20 protein-coding genes are annotated in these 17,899 nt (G+C 34.5%); 6 read left to right on the forward strand and 14 right to left on the reverse strand.

Going from position 1 to position 17,899, the window contains the following annotated elements:
- Window positions 1-48 precede the first annotated feature (48 nt).
- The 3 genes from malD to ABH957_RS01175 form a co-directional block, all read right to left on the reverse strand.
- Complete coding sequence (malD, locus tag ABH957_RS01165; RefSeq protein ID WP_001022600.1) at window positions 49-891, reverse strand: maltosaccharide ABC transporter permease MalD; 843 nt, start codon at window positions 889-891, stop codon at window positions 49-51.
- Window positions 892-2,193, reverse strand: a complete 1,302-nt coding sequence (gene malC, locus ABH957_RS01170) for a maltosaccharide ABC transporter permease MalC (protein ID WP_404444881.1) — start codon at window positions 2,191-2,193, stop codon at window positions 892-894. It lies immediately after the preceding gene.
- A 76-nt stretch (window positions 2,194-2,269) separates the two neighbouring features.
- Window positions 2,270-3,529 (reverse strand): extracellular solute-binding protein, encoded by a 1,260-nt coding sequence (locus tag ABH957_RS01175; RefSeq protein WP_088034422.1) that lies wholly within the window; start codon window positions 3,527-3,529, stop codon window positions 2,270-2,272.
- A 324-nt stretch (window positions 3,530-3,853) separates the two neighbouring features.
- On the opposite strand from ABH957_RS01175, the gene ABH957_RS01180 reads away from it, so the two are divergent.
- Window positions 3,854-5,614, forward strand: a complete 1,761-nt coding sequence (locus ABH957_RS01180) for an alpha-glycosidase (protein ID WP_404457520.1) — start codon at window positions 3,854-3,856, stop codon at window positions 5,612-5,614.
- Window positions 5,615-5,652: 38 nt separating this feature from the next.
- On the opposite strand, the gene ABH957_RS01185 is transcribed toward ABH957_RS01180, so the two are convergent.
- Window positions 5,653-7,329, reverse strand: a complete 1,677-nt coding sequence (locus ABH957_RS01185; protein ID WP_404510601.1) for a glycoside hydrolase family 13 protein — start codon at window positions 7,327-7,329, stop codon at window positions 5,653-5,655.
- A gap of 276 nt (window positions 7,330-7,605) precedes the next feature.
- On the opposite strand from ABH957_RS01185, the gene ABH957_RS01190 reads away from it, so the two are divergent.
- On the forward strand, window positions 7,606-8,706 hold the full coding sequence (locus tag ABH957_RS01190) for an ABC transporter ATP-binding protein (RefSeq protein WP_404510603.1): 1,101 nt from the start codon (window positions 7,606-7,608) through the stop codon (window positions 8,704-8,706).
- A 226-nt stretch (window positions 8,707-8,932) separates the two neighbouring features.
- On the opposite strand, the gene ABH957_RS01195 is transcribed toward ABH957_RS01190, so the two are convergent.
- The 3 genes from ABH957_RS01195 to ABH957_RS01205 form a co-directional block, all read right to left on the reverse strand.
- Complete coding sequence (locus tag ABH957_RS01195; RefSeq protein ID WP_000218424.1) at window positions 8,933-9,442, reverse strand: SDR family NAD(P)-dependent oxidoreductase; 510 nt, start codon at window positions 9,440-9,442, stop codon at window positions 8,933-8,935.
- A gap of 65 nt (window positions 9,443-9,507) precedes the next feature.
- On the reverse strand, window positions 9,508-9,606 hold the full coding sequence (locus tag ABH957_RS01200) for a hypothetical protein (protein WP_002142992.1): 99 nt from the start codon (window positions 9,604-9,606) through the stop codon (window positions 9,508-9,510).
- Window positions 9,607-9,904: 298 nt separating this feature from the next.
- On the reverse strand, window positions 9,905-10,360 hold the full coding sequence (locus ABH957_RS01205) for an RDD family protein (RefSeq protein ID WP_002014800.1): 456 nt from the start codon (window positions 10,358-10,360) through the stop codon (window positions 9,905-9,907).
- Between the two features lie 131 nt (window positions 10,361-10,491).
- Between ABH957_RS01205 and ABH957_RS01210 the strand changes: the two genes are divergently transcribed.
- A complete protein-coding gene (locus ABH957_RS01210; protein ID WP_002033805.1) occupies window positions 10,492-10,923 on the forward strand; it encodes a DUF3997 domain-containing protein in 432 nt (143 codons plus the stop codon).
- Window positions 10,924-10,967: 44 nt separating this feature from the next.
- On the opposite strand, the gene ABH957_RS01215 is transcribed toward ABH957_RS01210, so the two are convergent.
- The gene (locus tag ABH957_RS01215) at window positions 10,968-11,726 is read right to left on the reverse strand and encodes a hypothetical protein (protein ID WP_002066932.1); all 759 of its coding nucleotides are present in this window, start codon (window positions 11,724-11,726) and stop codon (window positions 10,968-10,970) included.
- A 36-nt stretch (window positions 11,727-11,762) separates the two neighbouring features.
- Window positions 11,763-12,491: a DUF4184 family protein gene (locus ABH957_RS01220; RefSeq protein WP_404510605.1), complete on the reverse strand. Its 729-nt coding sequence runs from the start codon at window positions 12,489-12,491 to the stop codon at window positions 11,763-11,765.
- A gap of 146 nt (window positions 12,492-12,637) precedes the next feature.
- On the opposite strand from ABH957_RS01220, the gene ABH957_RS01225 reads away from it, so the two are divergent.
- Both ABH957_RS01225 and ABH957_RS01230 read left to right on the forward strand, forming a co-directional pair.
- Window positions 12,638-12,907 (forward strand): hypothetical protein, encoded by a 270-nt coding sequence (locus ABH957_RS01225; RefSeq protein ID WP_242246960.1) that lies wholly within the window; start codon window positions 12,638-12,640, stop codon window positions 12,905-12,907.
- A 10-nt stretch (window positions 12,908-12,917) separates the two neighbouring features.
- A complete protein-coding gene (locus ABH957_RS01230) occupies window positions 12,918-13,670 on the forward strand; it encodes an AAA family ATPase (protein WP_404453932.1) in 753 nt (250 codons plus the stop codon).
- Between the two features lie 29 nt (window positions 13,671-13,699).
- Here the strand turns inward: ABH957_RS01230 and ABH957_RS01235 are convergent, their stop codons facing one another.
- The 3 genes from ABH957_RS01235 to ABH957_RS01245 all read right to left on the reverse strand — a co-directional run bounded on the left by ABH957_RS01235 (window position 13,700) and on the right by ABH957_RS01245 (window position 16,019).
- Window positions 13,700-14,875: an acetyl-CoA C-acetyltransferase gene (locus ABH957_RS01235; RefSeq protein ID WP_002128911.1), complete on the reverse strand. Its 1,176-nt coding sequence runs from the start codon at window positions 14,873-14,875 to the stop codon at window positions 13,700-13,702.
- 139 nt (window positions 14,876-15,014) lie between these two features.
- Complete coding sequence (locus ABH957_RS01240; RefSeq protein WP_033708394.1) at window positions 15,015-15,464, reverse strand: NUDIX hydrolase; 450 nt, start codon at window positions 15,462-15,464, stop codon at window positions 15,015-15,017.
- Between the two features lie 261 nt (window positions 15,465-15,725).
- Window positions 15,726-16,019, reverse strand: a complete 294-nt coding sequence (locus ABH957_RS01245; protein WP_404453935.1) for a DUF3928 family protein — start codon at window positions 16,017-16,019, stop codon at window positions 15,726-15,728.
- A 176-nt stretch (window positions 16,020-16,195) separates the two neighbouring features.
- On the opposite strand from ABH957_RS01245, the gene ABH957_RS01250 reads away from it, so the two are divergent.
- The gene (locus tag ABH957_RS01250) at window positions 16,196-16,813 is read left to right on the forward strand and encodes an ImmA/IrrE family metallo-endopeptidase (RefSeq protein ID WP_113937160.1); all 618 of its coding nucleotides are present in this window, start codon (window positions 16,196-16,198) and stop codon (window positions 16,811-16,813) included.
- A 15-nt stretch (window positions 16,814-16,828) separates the two neighbouring features.
- On the opposite strand, the gene ABH957_RS01255 is transcribed toward ABH957_RS01250, so the two are convergent.
- Together ABH957_RS01255 and ABH957_RS01260 are read right to left on the reverse strand one after the other, a co-directional pair.
- Complete coding sequence (locus tag ABH957_RS01255) at window positions 16,829-17,128, reverse strand: DNA-binding protein (protein WP_404453938.1); 300 nt, start codon at window positions 17,126-17,128, stop codon at window positions 16,829-16,831.
- Window positions 17,119-17,880, reverse strand: coding sequence for a DUF1129 domain-containing protein (locus tag ABH957_RS01260; protein WP_404453941.1), 762 nt, complete (start codon window positions 17,878-17,880; stop codon window positions 17,119-17,121). The genes ABH957_RS01255 and ABH957_RS01260 overlap by 10 nt, the downstream gene beginning before the upstream one ends.
- Window positions 17,881-17,899 lie beyond the last annotated feature (19 nt).

Below are 17,899 nucleotides of genomic sequence, written 5' to 3' on the forward strand. Positions count from 1 at the left end.
ATTTTTTATAGGGAGATGAAAAGAGAAATGGGACGTAATGTCCCATTTTCATCCTTTCGTACCTCCAGCTGTTAAACCGGAAACAAAATATTTTTGCAGCGATAAGAATAAAATAGAAATCGGAATTGCAATTAATACTGAGCCAGCTGCAAATGTCGTAAATTCATTACCAAATTTTTTCGCTACCATTTCATATAGTCCAACTGCTAAAGTATAATTTTCCGGTGTGCGCAAAATAATACTCGCTAAAATGAAATCTGTAAATGGACCGATGAAAGTGAATAAAGCTACAACCGCTACGATTGGTTTTGCAAGCGGCATAATGATTTGCCAGAAAATACGGAAATGCCCTGCTCCATCCATTCGAGCTGATTCATCCAACTCTTTCGGAATCGTATCAAAATACCCTTTCATTAGCCATGTATTCATCGGAATTGCTCCGCCCACATAAATTAAAATTAATGCAAGATGTGTATCAAGTAATCCTGTTAACTGAGCTAATATATATAGTGCGATTAACGCTGCAAAATTCGGGATCATTTGCAGAATTAAAAATGTTAATAAACCATTTTTTCTTCCGACAAAACGATATCTCGAAAATGCATAAGCAGTAAAGCTAATTGCTAACACCGAAAAAATCATCGTCATTACACTAACTTTTAAAGTATTTTTATACCAAAGTAAGTAATTACTTGAATCGAGATCAAGTAGCTTGCGATAATGATCTAACGTGGCATTTTTCGGAATAATACTTGACCCAGATAAACTATCCCCTGGATTAAACGATGAGCCAATTATCCATAATAATGGATAGAAAATAATCGCACACATTATGAAGATAACTAAATAACTTAATGAAAGACGTAACATCTTTTGTCGTTTAATATTCATTTACATCATATCCTCTTCTTGGAATGATTTTGTTCTCTTAAATTGCCATAACGCAACTGTAATAACAATTAACGATAAAATCATTGTAAGAGCTGCTGCTTTTCCGTACTGAGCCGAAGTCATCGTTAACTTATAGATCCATGAAATTAAAATATCCGTTCCACCCGCATTTTGTCCAGACACAGCAGGTCCCCCGCTATTAAATAGATAAATAATACTAAAATTATTAAAGTTAAACGTATACTGTGTAATCAAAATTGGTGCTGTTGCGTATAAAACAAGTGGCAATGTAATTTTACGGAACTGTTGCCAAGCAGTTGCCCCATCTACTGTAGCAGCTTCATATAATTCTCCTGGAATCGATTGCAATATACCTGTTGTCATTGCAAATACGAATGGGAAACCGAGCCACGTTTGGATCATAATTAAAGCAATCTTCGCCCAAAACGGATCTGTCATCCAAGCAATCTTTTCAATCCCGAATAAAGCTAATACTTGATTATTAATTGCTCCAAATGTTTCATTAAACATACCCGAGAAGACAAGAATAGATACGAATGCTGGAACAGCCCACGGTAAAATGAAGATTGTTCGAATAATTGCCTTACCTTTAATACCAGGCTGATTTACGATAATCGCTAAGAAAATACCAAGTGCAACTTGTAATGTTGTTGCAACAAATGTCCAAATGACAGTCCAAGAGAATACACTTAAAAATGTATCTCTCCACATTGGTAATGTGAAAATATCAATAAAGTTTTTAAAGCCCACCCAATCTACTAATTTAGCTGGAGGAGAGTGATATAAATCATAATTCGTAAATCCAATTAAAATTACGAAAATGATTGGGAAAACAACAACAAAGATAAGCAATAGAAAACCTGGTGAAACCATTAAATATGGAAAACCTTGATCTAATAAGTTACGATATTGCTCTTTTACAGAGTTTAATGGCGTTCCTATATCACGTTTTTTCCCATTTTGATATGCATCATATAAGTTAAATGCATATATCCCTAGACCAAACACAACGACGATTAGTGCCAAAATCCCTTCTACTAATAGAAAGACCGAATGGTCACGTGGAACTTCTGTACCAAGCGTTACAATTCCCCATAATCCTATATTTAACAAATCAGCAAATGCTACAATAAATGAACCTGTTAATACTAGAAAAATAAGACCTTTTACAAATTGTTTATTATATAGTTGACCAATACCTGGAATGATTGATAACATGGTCGCCATTTTCCTATGCTTTGAACCGTTTAACTCTTTCTCTGGTTCCATAGATGTTTGCATGTTCCTTCCCCCTTTTTTCTTCCTACTTGGAAGGGAGAGAATTCGTGCCTCTCCTATTAGAGGCACGAATTTCACCTTATTTTTTATTGCTGTGGTTTGCCTCAATATTACCTTTAATTTGTTTCACTGCATTATCAAGTGCTGCTTTTGGCTCTTGTTTATTTGATACAACTAATTGAAGCGCATCTCCAGCTGGTTTCCAAACTTCTTGCATTTCTGGAATATTCGGCATCGGGATTCCATTTTCTGATTGAGTCGCAACTGCTTTTGCAGCCTCATTATCTTTAATAATTGGATCTTCCATCACTGATTTTACTGGAGGAATTTCTTTTGTTTTCTCAAATCGAATTTTCGCGTTTTCTTCATTTGTTACCCACTCAGTGAATTTTGTAGCTAAATCATTTTGTTTAGAGAAACTTGTTACATGCCATCCTTTTACCCCAACAAATGTTTTCATCGGTTGACCATTTGGTAATTTCGGCATTGGAGCAACACCATAATCAATTCCAGCCTTTTCCATCGCTTGGAATGCCCATGGACCATTCATAATAGATGCTGCTTTTCCTTCATTAAATAATCCATCTGCAGCTGAACCGCCAGATTCACCAATAATTCCTTTTGGTAATAATTTTTCTTTATACCATTTTTGAATATATTCAGCACCTTGTACTGCACCACTATTATTTAATCCAATATCTGTCGGAGTCAGTTTTCCATCTTTTTCACCAAATACATAACCGCCCATACCCTCCATAAATGCGTTAGCAAAATAGAAGTTATCTCCTAATGTTAAAAATCCGTACTTGTCATCTTTCGTAAAGTCTTTTGAGAAGTTATACAGCTCATCCATCGTTTCTGGTGCTTTTGACATTAATTTTTTATTATAAATAAAGATTGGTGTTTCAATTGCTTTTGGTAAACCGTATAGTTTTCCGTCGTATGTTTGTGCCTTTATTGATAAATCTGTAAATTTATTTTTTACCGTATCATCCACTTTCACCTCTGAAAGTAGCCCTTCTGTTACCGCATTACCAATATGATCATGTGGCAATGTTACAACATCTGGCCCTGTACCAGCTGGACCGTCGAGACGAAGTTTTTCTATTTGTTTCGTCATCTGAACCTCTTCAACTTTTACTTTCACATTATATTTCTTTTCAAAACTTTTCACTGCCGGCTCTAAACCCACACCTTTTTTCTCATCTTCCCAAACGAGAAGATCATAATCTTTCTTCTCTTTACTTGCTTCTTTTTTCCCTGAATCTTTCGGTCCACATGCAGATAACATACCGATTGACAATGCTGAAATCGTTAATAGTGATAACGCTTTCTTCATCCCAAAAACCTCCCTAAATTGTCTATGTACCTCTTTAATTGAAAACGTTTGCATTTAATTGTTTAATAGAAGCGCAAACAATATCTAAATCTATGAAAACGTTTGCGCTATTTGTCTATCATTATACATCCTTTTATTCATTTTGCAAATATTAATTTTCAAAATAATCTTATCATACTCTTTATTCATTGACTTTACATAAAATGAATACTACTCTTATAAGCAATATTAAAGTTATGTGGAAGGCAATCGTTTGCAACATAATCTTTATTATTTCGTTTAAGGGAACTATATGTATAGAGATATTAAAGGGGGATTTTCTATATGCTTAAAGAAGCGATCTATCATAGGCCAAAAGATAATTATGCATACGCTTACGACGAAAAAACAATTCACATCCGAATACACACAAAAAGAGATGATGTTCACAACGCCGCTCTCATCTACGGTGACCCGTACGAATGGCAGGACGGGAAATGGATTACAGCGAGTACACCGATGAAAAAAACTGGATCTACTGAGTTATTTGATTATTGGTCCGTTTCAATCAAACCAAAATTTAAACGCTTACGTTATGGATTCGAATTAAAAAACGACGTAGAAACTTTTATTTATACAGAACGAGGATTTTTTTCTAATATCCCAAATGACGATGTCGGTAACTTTTTCTGCTTTCCATTTGTTCATGCAAAAGACGTTTTCAGGGCACCATCCTGGATTAAAGACACAGTATGGTATCAAATTTTCCCGGAACGATTCGCTAACGGGGATAACACATTAAATCCAGCAAACACCCTCCCTTGGGGAAGTACCGAACCAACTCCAACTAATTTTTTCGGCGGAGATTTTGCTGGTATTATTCAAAACCTTGATTACCTTGTGAAGCTTGGAATTTCCGGAATATATTTCACTCCTATTTTCAAAGCTCATTCGAATCATAAATATGACACAATTGATTACATGGAAATCGATCCACAATTTGGGACGAAAGAAACTTTCAAAGAACTCGTTCAGGCGTGTCATAAACATGGTATAAAAGTAATGCTCGACGCTGTTTTTAATCATAGCGGATACTTCTTTGATAAATTTCAAAACGTGCTGAACCACGGTGAGAATTCCGCCTATAAAGATTGGTTCCACATTCATGAATTCCCAATTATAACCGAGCCACTTCCTAATTATGATACTTTCGCATTTACACCGTATATGCCTAAATTAAATACAGCACACCCAGATGTAAAAGAATATTTACTTGAAGTAGGGCGTTATTGGGTAAGAGAATTCAATATAGACGGTTGGCGCCTTGATGTAGCAAATGAAGTCGATCACAGTTTTTGGAGAGAATTCCGAAGTGAAATAAAAGCATTGAATCCTGAAGTATATATTTTAGGTGAAATTTGGCACGATGCACTCCCATGGCTACAAGGTGACCAATTTGATGCTGTAATGAGCTATCCTGTTACAAACGCTCTACTTTCTTACTTTGCTAACGAATCCATTCATGCAAGTGAATTTATGAAACAAATTACCGATTCTCTACATTCCTACTCTATGAATGTAAATGAAGCGGCATTTCATTTATTAGACAGTCATGACACACCTAGAATTTTAGCAACATGTAACGGGGATAAAAATAAGTTAAAGTTACTCTATGTATTTCACCTTTCTTTCATCGGTTCTCCTTGTATTTATTACGGCGATGAAATCGGTATGGATGGTGGAATGGACCCTGACTGCCGCAAATGTATGATATGGGATGAAAAAGAACAAGATACTCTTTTATTTACACATATACAAACATTAATTTCATTACGGAAACAACATAAAGCATTTGGAGGAAATGGTACTTTTCAATTCATTGAGGCAAATGATGAACATAATTATATTTCTTATACAAAAACATATGAAGATGAAACTATCTTTTTCGTTTTAAATCCTACTAACAGTGAGGTTACAACTTCACTCCCTCTTCATATTACCAGGAAGAAAATAATTAACATTTATACAAACGAAGAATTTTCAGCGGAAGCAAGTGTATTACAAGTTACACTTCCACCGTATGGATTCTCTATTTTAAAATGGTAATAGTAAAAGCCTTATGCCAGGGTGGCATAAGGCTTTTCTTATTTCAATTTAAATACCATTGCTTCATATGATCGTAATGTAATGTTTTCTATCAATACATTTTCTACATCATAATTGTGTATTAATAACTCTGCTTCACTATAAACAATATCCTCTGGCAATTCAAATACACATTCATCCGCAGTGAAGTTTGCAATCACCAGCAGCTTTTCTTCTCCATATGTTCTTACATAAGCAAAAATAGAGGGGTTATTTTCTAATATTAAATCATATGTTCCATACACAACTATTTCATTGTTTTTACGTAATTCAATCAATTTTTTATAGTAATAAAAAATTGATTCTTCATCTTGAATTGCTTGTTTCACGTTAATCTCTTTGTAGTTAGGATTTACCGCGATCCAAGGCTCACCCGTTGTGAATCCAGCATGTTCTCTATCATCCCACTGCATCGGAGTTCTAGCATTATCTCGGCCCTTTATATATATAGACTGCATCACTTTATCGATATCTTCGCCGCGCTCTATAACTTTTTCTTTATACATATTTAGTGTTTCAATATCTCGGTATTCATCAATTGATTCAAATCGAACATTTGTCATTCCGATTTCTTCTCCTTGATAAATATATGGTGTCCCTTTCATCATATGAAGTACTGTCGCTAACATTTTTGCTGATTCAGTATGATAAGCTCCATCATTACCAAAACGAGATACAACGCGAGGCTGATCATGGTTATTCCAATAAAGGCTATTCCATCCTGTTTGTTCTAATGCTTTTTGCCACTTTGTTAAATTTTGTTTCAAAGTAAGGAGTGAGCATGGTTTTACATCCCATTTCCCGCCTTCTCCGGAATCTAAATCCATATGTTCAAATTGGAATACCATTTGCAGTTCTTTTCTAGCTTCCCCTGTATACAATTTAGCCTCTTCTGTCGTTACACCAGGCATTTCCCCAACCGTCATAATGTCATACTGAGACAATACGTCTTCATTCATTTCATGCAAATACTTATGAATATTCGGACCGTTCATAAAATGTTTATGCCCTGAAACATATCCTTCTTCATCCGTTTCAACAGATGGTAAGCCATCTTCTTTAGAAATAAAATTGATAACATCCATACGGAATCCATCAATTCCTTTTTCTAACCAAAACTTCATCATGTCATAAACATCTTGTCTTACCTTTTCATTATCCCAGTTTAAATCTGGCTGTTTTTTAGAAAACAGATGCAAATAATATTCATCTGTCATTTCATCATATTGCCATGCAGAGCCACTAAATGCCGCTCCCCAGTTATTCGGCTCTTTCCCTTCATTTCCAGGACGCCATATATAATAGTCTCTATATTTATTTTCTTTTGATTTACGTGATTCAATAAACCAATTATGTTCATCTGAAGTATGATTAACAACTAAGTCCATCATAAGTTTCATATTACGTTTATGCATTTCATGTAATAGTTCATCCCAATCTTCCATTGTTCCGAACTCGTTCATAATTTTACAATAATCACTTATATCGTAACCATTATCATCGTTTGGAGATTCATAGACTGGTGATAACCAAATTACATCAATACCTAATTCTTTTAAGTAATCTAGCTTCGTAAGAATACCACGAAGATCCCCTATACCATCACCGTTACTATCCATAAAACTACGAGGATAAATTTGATATACTACACTTTCTTTCCACCATTGTTTTCCCATTATGCTACCCCATTTCATCTATACTATTGATTCGTTTTTCTTTTTTAAGGCGCAAACGTTTTCATTACTGAATGATAACAGATTCTATCCAAATTTAAAATAGCGCTTACAATATTTATTTTCTTTTTCTAATAAAACATGTGGAACTTATTATATATTCATAGGGATAATGAAAACGTTTTATTTTTTTACAGTGTTTTTATTTCTTTTTTGAATCTATTCGTTTATAATAAATTCAAAGAAAACGTTTGCATAAACTTTCTAGGGGGAAATATCATGGCAGAACTTAAATTAGAAAATATTTATAAAATATATGATAATAACGTAACAGCCGTAACAGATTTTAACTTATACATTCAAGATAAAGAATTTATCGTATTCGTTGGTCCTTCTGGATGCGGAAAATCTACAACACTACGAATGGTAGCTGGGCTTGAAGATATTTCAAAAGGAGAATTTTCAATTGATGGTAAGCTAATGAACGATGTTCCTCCAAAAGATCGAGATATCGCAATGGTCTTCCAAAACTACGCTCTTTATCCACATATGAGTGTGTATGATAATATGGCATTTGGATTAAAACTTCGAAAAATACCAAAAGATGAAATCGACCGTCGAGTGAAACATGCAGCTCAAATTTTAGGGCTTGAACAATATTTAGATAGAAAACCGAAAGCTTTATCAGGTGGACAACGTCAACGTGTTGCATTAGGTAGAGCAATTGTTCGAGACGCAAAAGTCTTCTTAATGGATGAACCATTATCAAACTTAGACGCTAAACTACGTGTTGCAATGCGATCAGAAATTTCTAAATTACACCACCGCCTGGGCACAACGACAATTTATGTAACACATGATCAAACTGAGGCAATGACAATGGCTTCACGCCTTGTTGTTATGAAAGACGGCAAAATCCAACAAATTGGAACTCCAAAAGAAGTATATGAAACACCTGAAAATATTTTCGTTGGTGGTTTTATCGGTTCACCCGCAATGAATTTCTTCCGTGGAAAATTAACTGAAACCGATTTCGTTATAGACAGTTCACTAAAGTTTAAAGTATCTGAAGGAAAAATGAAGTTATTACGCGAACAAGGCTATGTAAATAAAGAAATTGTTTTAGGTATTCGTCCAGAAGATATTCATGATGAACTATTATTTTTAGAAGCTTCACAATCTACTACTTTCACAACGAAAATTGAAGTTGCAGAGTTGTTAGGGGCTGAATCCATTTTATATATGAAACTTGGAGATCAAGATTTTGCAGCACGTGTTGATGCAAGACATGCATTTTCACCTGGAGATCAAATTAAACTAGCATTTGATATGAATAAAGCGCATTTCTTTGATAGTCAAACTGAACAACGTATTCGCTAAGTATACATGCAAATACAACACTTTCTTTTTTAGGTAGAAAAGAGAACCTAGCCATGCATAGAAACGGTCAGATCCTCTTCCTACCCCGTGCCAAATTAAAACAAAAAAATAGTGGGTACGAAATCACTTGTATTCTGTATAGTTGCTACTTATACGATAAGAAATTAGAATGGCTGAAAATACACACAAAAAAACCGTCCACATATTTTGAGGGCGGTTTTCATTATTATACGAGGGCTTCTACTGTATGAAATGATTGTCCTTTCGTGCCAATAATACCGAAAATCGGTAAGTCACTCAGCACCACTTCTTCTTGCTGTTTCATAAAAGATGACGTTAATTGTTTTATCTCTATCCAAACGTCATTAATACAAAGTACATTGGAATCGTTCTCTTGTTGGCGAGAAAAAATAGAATCTATTTTATATAAACCAGCATTTTGAAAAAGCATATCAATGCGACTAAATGCATTCAAAGTAATACTGATAACGCGTTGCCAATCTCCTTGCTTTCCCATATCATAGGATACAAAAAGTGCTTCTCCGCCTAGATTCGTAATTTCCTCCACTGTTGCTTGTCCACTTTCTTGATCAATGTCCGTCACAATTACTTTTGCGCCTTGTTTAGCCAACAAAAGAGCTGTATTACGTCCAATACCGATGCCACCGCCAGTTACGATAGCAACTTTCCCTGCAAGCTTCATTTTCATTACCCCTTCTATAAGTCTTACCGTCATTCAGTATACTCTTTTATTATATTAGTCCGCAAGCAGGAAAAGTTTACTCCACAACTTGTAAGCGATTACTTTTCTGTTTCTTTTTTTTTCTTACTATTATATTGATCGAAGGTTAAACCAATAAAAATAAGAATCCCCCAAAATATTAAGCTACCTCCAGTCATTCTAAATCCCCCTTTGTTATATAATGATATTATTTATATCCATTATACCATTATCTTAATTTTCAATCTATTTAAAACGAAAATAGGATGTTTGAATTAGCTACAGCTTCTTTAAACATCCATCAATAATATGGAGGGTATTATATAGGAAATATCCGCCCTATATCAATCCCATTTATCTAATTTTCCAAAAAAAAAGATAATGATGAAATTTTTCACGAAATTAAAAATAAGACTTTTTATATACAAACGATAAAAAGTCTTATTTCATTAGTAGCACGTATAATCTAAATATTAATTATACAAGACTCATCACTTTCGTCTTTGCAATTAAATCATGGAAGCCACAATTATCTTTGCGGAATAACATCATATATACATTGCATATTAATGGAACTCCAAGTAATAATATGCTTGGTAATAATAATACCAAAAATCGTATTATTAATGTTTGTAACGTTAGTTTTTCACTTGTTAACGAGATTATTTTTGTTCTTGTTACCTTTTTACCAAGTGTAGAACCGTTCCAAAGAAAAGGTAACACAATAAAATTTATAGCCATTAATACGAAAACAAGTGTAAGGTCATATCTATAGTCACCTAAACTTATATTAAAACGATTGAAAATAGCACTATAGTTTCCGGTAATAATAGCTACTACTGCACCGTACGTAACCGAGATTAAAAACATGTCAATAAGGGAAGCACCTATGCGATTCATTACAAGCGCTGGACGATGCATCTTTAACTTCATTTTGTGTCGACTCCTTCATATCCTTCTTTACCCGTCTCATCGTACCACTTCTAAAAAACATTGTAAACTGGCGTTTCGCTTACTTTTCTTGTACAATGTGTTACAACAGCACTGTAAAGGAGGTTCCCATATTGAAAAGATGGATAATCCTATTTGCCGCACTCTTATTAACAGGTTGTACAGGCAATACAAACCATTTGACCTATACAATTAACGATGAATATGAACTCATACATACTTCTGGAGATGCATTTGAACTTTTCCCATCGCAGGATGCTGTATATGCTACACAATACATCCCTGCAAAAATTACAGAAATTGCTTGGGACGATAAATACATTATCACAAAGCAAATTGAGGAAAAATCAGATCCAAATAATCCTGACGCAGCAATTACAAATAAAAAAAGTGAACATTATTGGATCATCGATGTAAAGCATAATAAACGATTTGGTCCTTATAATGAAAAACAATTTAACGAGCAAAAAGATGCTTTTAAAATTACAGTTCCTTTTCAAAGTGTAGATTCATATGTGAAAGAGCTAAAAAAACAGTCAGCATAACTTTTTATGCTGACTGTTTTTGCTTAAATTATTATAAAGACACTTTATTTAGAGAGTGAAATATTAAAAGTTTGCGGTTCTTTAACAGCTTCATTTGTGTCTCCTGCTGCTAAATCATCTGTCGTAAACTTAATATCCTTTACTTTTTCTTTTCCATCATCAAGTATTAAACCGATAATTCCTTCTCGTGTCTCACCAGGCCTATAATCTTCCCTTGAAACACTCTTTGTACCAACGAGCGTATCTTCATCATATAAAAAGTTTTGAGTCGCTACATTAAAATGTTGTTTGTCATTTATAGCAACATCATTCATAGAGAAAAATTGCATGTTCTTATCTCCACTATTCTCTACCTTATATGTAATTTCAACATACCGAATCGTATCGCTAATCTCTGTTCCACTTAACGATGCATATAATTCAGCATCTTCTTGACTCACTTTATCTCCCAATCTACGCTTTACTTCTTCAGGAGTTAATGCAGTATACACTTTCAATGTATTTTTTGCCTCTTTGCTCATTTGTGATAATGAGATAACTTTAACGTCTTGTACGTGAATTTTCATTGGGGCTACTTCAAATGTCTGATTCACAGAATGAATCTGTTCTAATTCAAATGTCCCCCACCCTTTTTCTTTCACTTTTTGCCCTACTTTTTTAAGCTCACGCCCACCATACTCTTTTGTTTCTGGAATAGATTCTTTCTTTTTAGGTTCTGCCTTCTTTTCTTCTTGCTGGAAGCAACCACTTAACATAAGAAGAAAACTGCATAAAACAAAAATACTTTTCCATGCTTTCATCATTTAATTTCTCCTAACACTATCATTCATTAATATAAATTAGTCCCTTGATTTGTAAACTATAGAAACAATAAGAAGTCCACAAAACGAACTTGTCAGTCCAGATACTATTATACCTCCTATTTGGAAAATATGAAAATAGGGGTCTAATAACGCGTGAACGATAAATATAATAATCGCCACAACGATAGATGAAGCCCAATATTTCTTTTTTTCCGAAGTTAAACTAGTATCTTGATCAGTTTCCCTCCTATATTTCCTTAGTACATATATTAGTAATAGTAGACCAAAACACGTACTCCCATGCTGTAAAAATTTATAAATCGGAATACTATATACTTCTTGCTGTAACAGCGGTATTTTCATAACAAAATAGCCTGTCTTATGAGTAAAAGCATCCCAGACGACATGCGTCACCATACCGAATAAAGCAGAATAGCAAAATACAAAAAAGTCCTTCCAAGTATATAGCCCCCACTTCGCATCTACTACATATTTATAGTAATTAGCAAAAGGCTTAGGTAAATGTGTTATAAACGGTCCTTTTAAAATACGATGATATCCATATGCTAATAAAAAAACGAGTGGTAAATTCAAATAGAAGAAACCAGCCCATGTATGGCCAATAATACCGTATGGCCTAAAATATAAAAAATATTCAAAATCAGGTGCCATACTACCCAATATAAGAGCCGTCACCGAAATATAACTAGAATGTTTCTTAGCAAAAGGGAGAACAGCTGCTGGATGTGCAAATGTAAACGGCATATTTTAACTCCTTTTCATATTTCCAATAGAATACATATTATCATAACGACATGAATAATCTCCATGCAATATTTATTTTCACATTGGAATATGATAGTTTAAATGTTATAATTCACATAAAATATTCAGAAAATAAAGGGGATCACGTGTCGTTAACACTTGTATTTTTTCTTGTTCTGTCTACCTTGTTTTTAAGTACATACATTGGCTTCTTTCTATGGAAGCACTTGAAAATTATAAAATATATGCCTGCCCTCTTTGGCTTTATGAGCGTTCTTTTCATTTTCATATGGAAGAGAATGACTTTCAGCTGGGAAGGGCTTGGTTTTGGCGCACTTCAATATACAATATTACTAGCAAGTTGTATTACACTTGTATTCGCTGCTTTTTTAGAAACAAAATCCGTTATGAATTGAGGTTTATATATTGATTGAAACACCCTTTTTAAAAAGCGTCTCATTACAAAAAGAAAATATCCCTAGCTTTTCCGCATATCCATACTGCTTACCGGCTATACGAACATTACAATCACTCCTTTTCCATCCGAATGTAACATTCATTATTGGAGAAAACGGAACGGGTAAATCAACATTACTCGAAGCGATTGCAGTTGCTTTAGGTTTTAATGCAGAAGGTGGAACGAAGAACTTCCGTTTTAACACGTACGATTCACATTCGTCTTTACATGAATACATTCGAATTTCAAAAAGTTTCAATACACCAAAAGACGGTTTCTTTCTTCGCGCTGAATCATTTTATAACGTTGCTTCTTATATTGATGAAATGGATGCTGATTTAGACGCACCCGGAAATCCAATTATTGACTCCTATGGTGGTACCTCACTACACAAACAATCACATGGTGAATCATTTTTCTCATTATTTATGAATCGTTTTTCAGGACAAGGTTTATACATTTTAGATGAGCCTGAGGCCGCTCTATCACCAATGAGGCAACTTTCTATGCTTATTCGAATGCACGAACTAGCGGAACAAGGTTCACAATTTGTTATCGCGACGCACTCTCCTATTTTAATGGCTTATCCTGAATCTACTATATACTCTTTAACTCAAGAAGGGATTCACGAATCGACATTAGAAGAAACGGAGCATTACCAAACGACGAAACTTTTCTTTGAAAATCGCGATCGATTATTTCATCACTTATTTGAGTCATAAAAAAAGAGGCAGCAATCGCTGCCTCTTTTTTATAATGCTTCTATAAATAAAGCTACTCCAATACCGCCTCCAACGCATAGAGAGGCAATACCTTTTTCTAATCCACGTCGTTTTAATTCGTGAATTAAACTTACCGTAATACGAGCTCCTGTACAACCGATTGGATGTCCAAGTCCTACACCACTACCGTTTACATTCACTTTCTCACGGTCTAACCCTAACTCTTTCTCTACAGCTAGGTATTGTGCAGCGAAAGCTTCATTAATTTCAAGTAAATCTGCATCTTCTAATGACCAATCTACTTTTTCTAACCCTTTGCGAATTGCTGGTGCTGGTCCAATACCCATAATTTTCGGATCTACACCTGCTACTGAATATCCAACAATTCGAGCTAACGGTTGTAAGCCTTTTTCTTTCGCCTTTTCTTCACTCATTAATACTAAAACGGCACTTCCGTCATTAAGACCAGATGAATTCCCTGCAGTTACTGATCCATCTTTACGGAAAGCTGGTTTTAATCCTGCTAATTTTTCAGCTGTAATATCTGCACGTGGATGTTCATCCTTTGCAAATACAACTTCTTTTCTACGTTCTTTTATTGTAATAGGAACAATTTGGTCGTCAAAGTATCCAGACTCCATCGCTTGCAGCGCTAATGTATGACTACGAAGCGCAACTTCATCTTGTTCCTCTCTTGTAATTTCATATTGTTCAACTAAATTTTCCGCTGTTTCACCCATCATAATATGGTGAATCGGATCTTCTAAAACTTCCCACACCGTATCACGAATTTCTCCGTGCTGTAGACGTTGTCCCCAGCGGTGTTGTTTTAATGCATAAGGGCTCGAGCTCATTGCTTCTACTCCACCTGCAACAACAATATCACTTACACCTAATTGGATTTGCATTGCAGCAGACATAATTGCTTGCATACCTGAAGAACATTGACGTTGAATTGTATAACCAGTAACTGTGTCAGGAAATCCTGCCGCTAATGCAGCTGTTCTTGCTGTATTTGCTTCATCAGTTCTTTGAATACAATGACCTAAAATTACTTCATCAACTTCATGTGGCTCTACTCCGCCTCTTTTTACAGCTTCCTGAAGTACAGGAACAGCTAATTCTACTGGTGTTATATTTTTTAGTGCTCCTCCGAAAGTTCCAATAGGTGAACGAACTGCAGCTGTAATGACAACATTATGCATTTTGTACTTGCCCCTCTCTTATGTACCCTAGTAAGTTTTTAGGTGAAATCCCATAAGTTGTATGTCTAAAATTATCATACTATAAACATACCAAAAAATCAAAATATTTAATATAATAAAAATAGAAGGAATTAACCTTCTATTCTGTCAATGCGTATAAGAATTTTTGTAATATCTTCTCTGTCGTTTCATTCAATTTTGGTAACTTATCTACTGGAAAATATTGAAGTTGTAACCCTTCATGATCGAGCTTTAATTCTCCGCTTACATGATGTGCCTGATACAGATGAATCACATTAAAAATTTCATCTCCATTTGGATAACGGAAATAAACTTCCTTTCCTGAAAGAACGCCAAGAAATTGCATAATTTTCGCGTTTAGTCCCGTCTCCTCGAATAATTCTCTACGAGCAGTTTCTTCTGTCGTTTCTCCCAGTTCCATTGCCCCACCAGGTACGCCCCAATCATATGTATCTGAACGATATTGAAGCAATACTTCTTGATTATCATTTAATATAATAATTGCCGATCCTACTAAAATAAGTGGTCTCGTACCAACTACTTTGCGTAACTCTTCAATATACCCCAATATGTAAACTCCCCTTTCCTCACCCTTCCTTATCATAACAAAATTCTCTTTCTTTTGTTGCTGTAATTTTCAATAAAAAAGGAAGCTTCCACTTCCTTTTTTTACCGTTATCCTGCTATTTGCGGGCGGTAAGACCCCTACCTCAAAATTCAGCGAAAGTAAAGAAGTTAGGTGGGGATCGGGCTGCCCATAAAAGCCCGATTGGTGAGGGCTGATAATCAGTGGGCGATGAACAAAACCCCCACTGATTAAAGTTTCACTTTATTTCTTAAAGCTTTCGTATTTTACAACTTCAAAAGCTTCTTCAATTTCCTCACTATGATAATGGACATATGTAAAACGCCCTAATTCTACTAACCTAGCTATTTCTTGCAATGCTTTATGCTGATCATATGTTTCTTCAATTGTAATATGTACATAAAACTTCATTAATGGATGTTCATATAAAGGTTCTCCCACCTCTACATATACATCTTCAACCCCTTGCACAACTCTTACATAGCTCGCAAATTGATAAAGAGCTTCTCTGTCTGAAACGATTTTTAATGTATACATATATTCTCCCCCTTTTCTTTACTATATCAAAAAGCAGACCATACTACGTTATAGAACTATGAAATTTTTTCGACTTGTATTATATATATTCGTGCGATAAACAAGGCGTTTATCCATACATAGAATCTTTTCCCACATATATTATAGGAAGAATTTGTTCATTTGAGGTGTTCCTTATGGATTCATACGTTAATATATGTGTTTGCATTACTCCAGGCGCCGATATTTCTGACGACCGTATTGCAAAAGATTTAGCAGTTGCAGAATCAATTTGGCATCCCATTACATTTCAAATTAAAGAAGTAATTGTACTAAACGAACTTTTCCGTTTTTCTAATCGGGAAATTAGTTATAAAAACTCCATTCAAAGTCAGGAAAAATTATCATCCTTTTTTCAAACTTGTGTTAACGAAGCTCCTGAATGTGACCTTTATATTTGTTATATTGGTAGTGATTATTTCAAAGAAACCGCAGTAATCGCTTGCGCTTACTCTCTAGCGAAACAACAACAACTTACTGGTTACATCGTTTTAACAAACTCAGCTGCTCCAATGAAAAATATATACACCCTCGCTCACGAAATTGGTCATATTTTATTTACAAGACGAATTCATGGAAAACTTACTCATGCAGATCCTCATTCTCCAACTGGATCGGAGCACCACCCTTCTCCAACAAATCTTATGTATCCTATCGTCCCTCGCCCTGAAAACGTCCATATTCATTCCTTATTAACAAACGAACAAAAGGAACTCTCCTTACAAAGTTCTTTATTACAAAGAAAAAAACAGTAACGATCTTGTTACTGTTTAAAACAACATATTCCAATCAACAAACCAAATACCGGCTGCGAGGAAGAAAAATAGGCAACTAAACGTAAACGTAATTCCTCTGAAAATCCCAATATAATATTTCTTTGGAAATACTTTTTTGCATATCCAGAGCAGCCCTTTTCCTATTAAACCGAAGAACAAAACATAACCTGATGTGTCATCTAATAAAGTATCGAAATAGTCATCATGCATCTTTTTTGTGAAAACGGTATAGATCCCTAATATTGCTAATCCTAGAAACAGAATAGTTAATATACATATAATCATTATTTGCATATGAATGCCCTTTTTTCTAATTTTGTGTGAATTTTTAAAAGCATATAAATAACGACTAAAAAAACTATTTGATGTATATACATTCCTATAATGCCTGATAAATCTAACATTACAAATATATATTCTAATGCAATTGGAACAAGCAAATAGAGCAAAGTAAACCAACCACCAAATTTAATATTTATAACGGCCGCGCTCAGAAATACAATACCTACAAGACCAAAGCTTTCTATAGCAGTAAATTGAATAAACGTTGTGCCATAAAAGTTATTTAGTAATGCAATACTGAAAATTGATAAAAACCATAGCACACTAGTTATATACATAATAATAAGTTCAGTTCTTTTCCGCTTAAACGCCGCTGTTCTCATCCCCCATATTAATACAATAATTCCTACAAAAATCATAATCGGATAGCCAATTAACTCAATTAAAGAATAAGACAAACGACGGTCGGCTGCACTAAAGAATACGCTCTTCATCATCGTGAAAGCCAATAAATTTACAATAAAGTAAAGTAATAATTTATAATTACCTTTTCTATCTATATCCATCTCTTCCGCAAGTTGATTAGCATATTCTTTTGGAGCATGACCAAATATATCACTTACCGTCTTTCCCTTCTTCTCACCTTCTATTAAATGTAGTTCTGCATCTTCTAAAAAGAATTTAATATCCTTCTCACTTATTCCTTTTACTCTTAAATAGGCTCCTGTGTTTTCCAAAAAAGTTCGTGACTCATGAGAAAGCATCGCATTCCCTCCTTCCAAA

Origin of the sequence: Bacillus sp. RC242 (assembly GCF_044908245.1) — a bacterium.
Classification (GTDB): domain Bacteria; phylum Bacillota; class Bacilli; order Bacillales; family Bacillaceae_G; genus Bacillus_A; species Bacillus_A mycoides.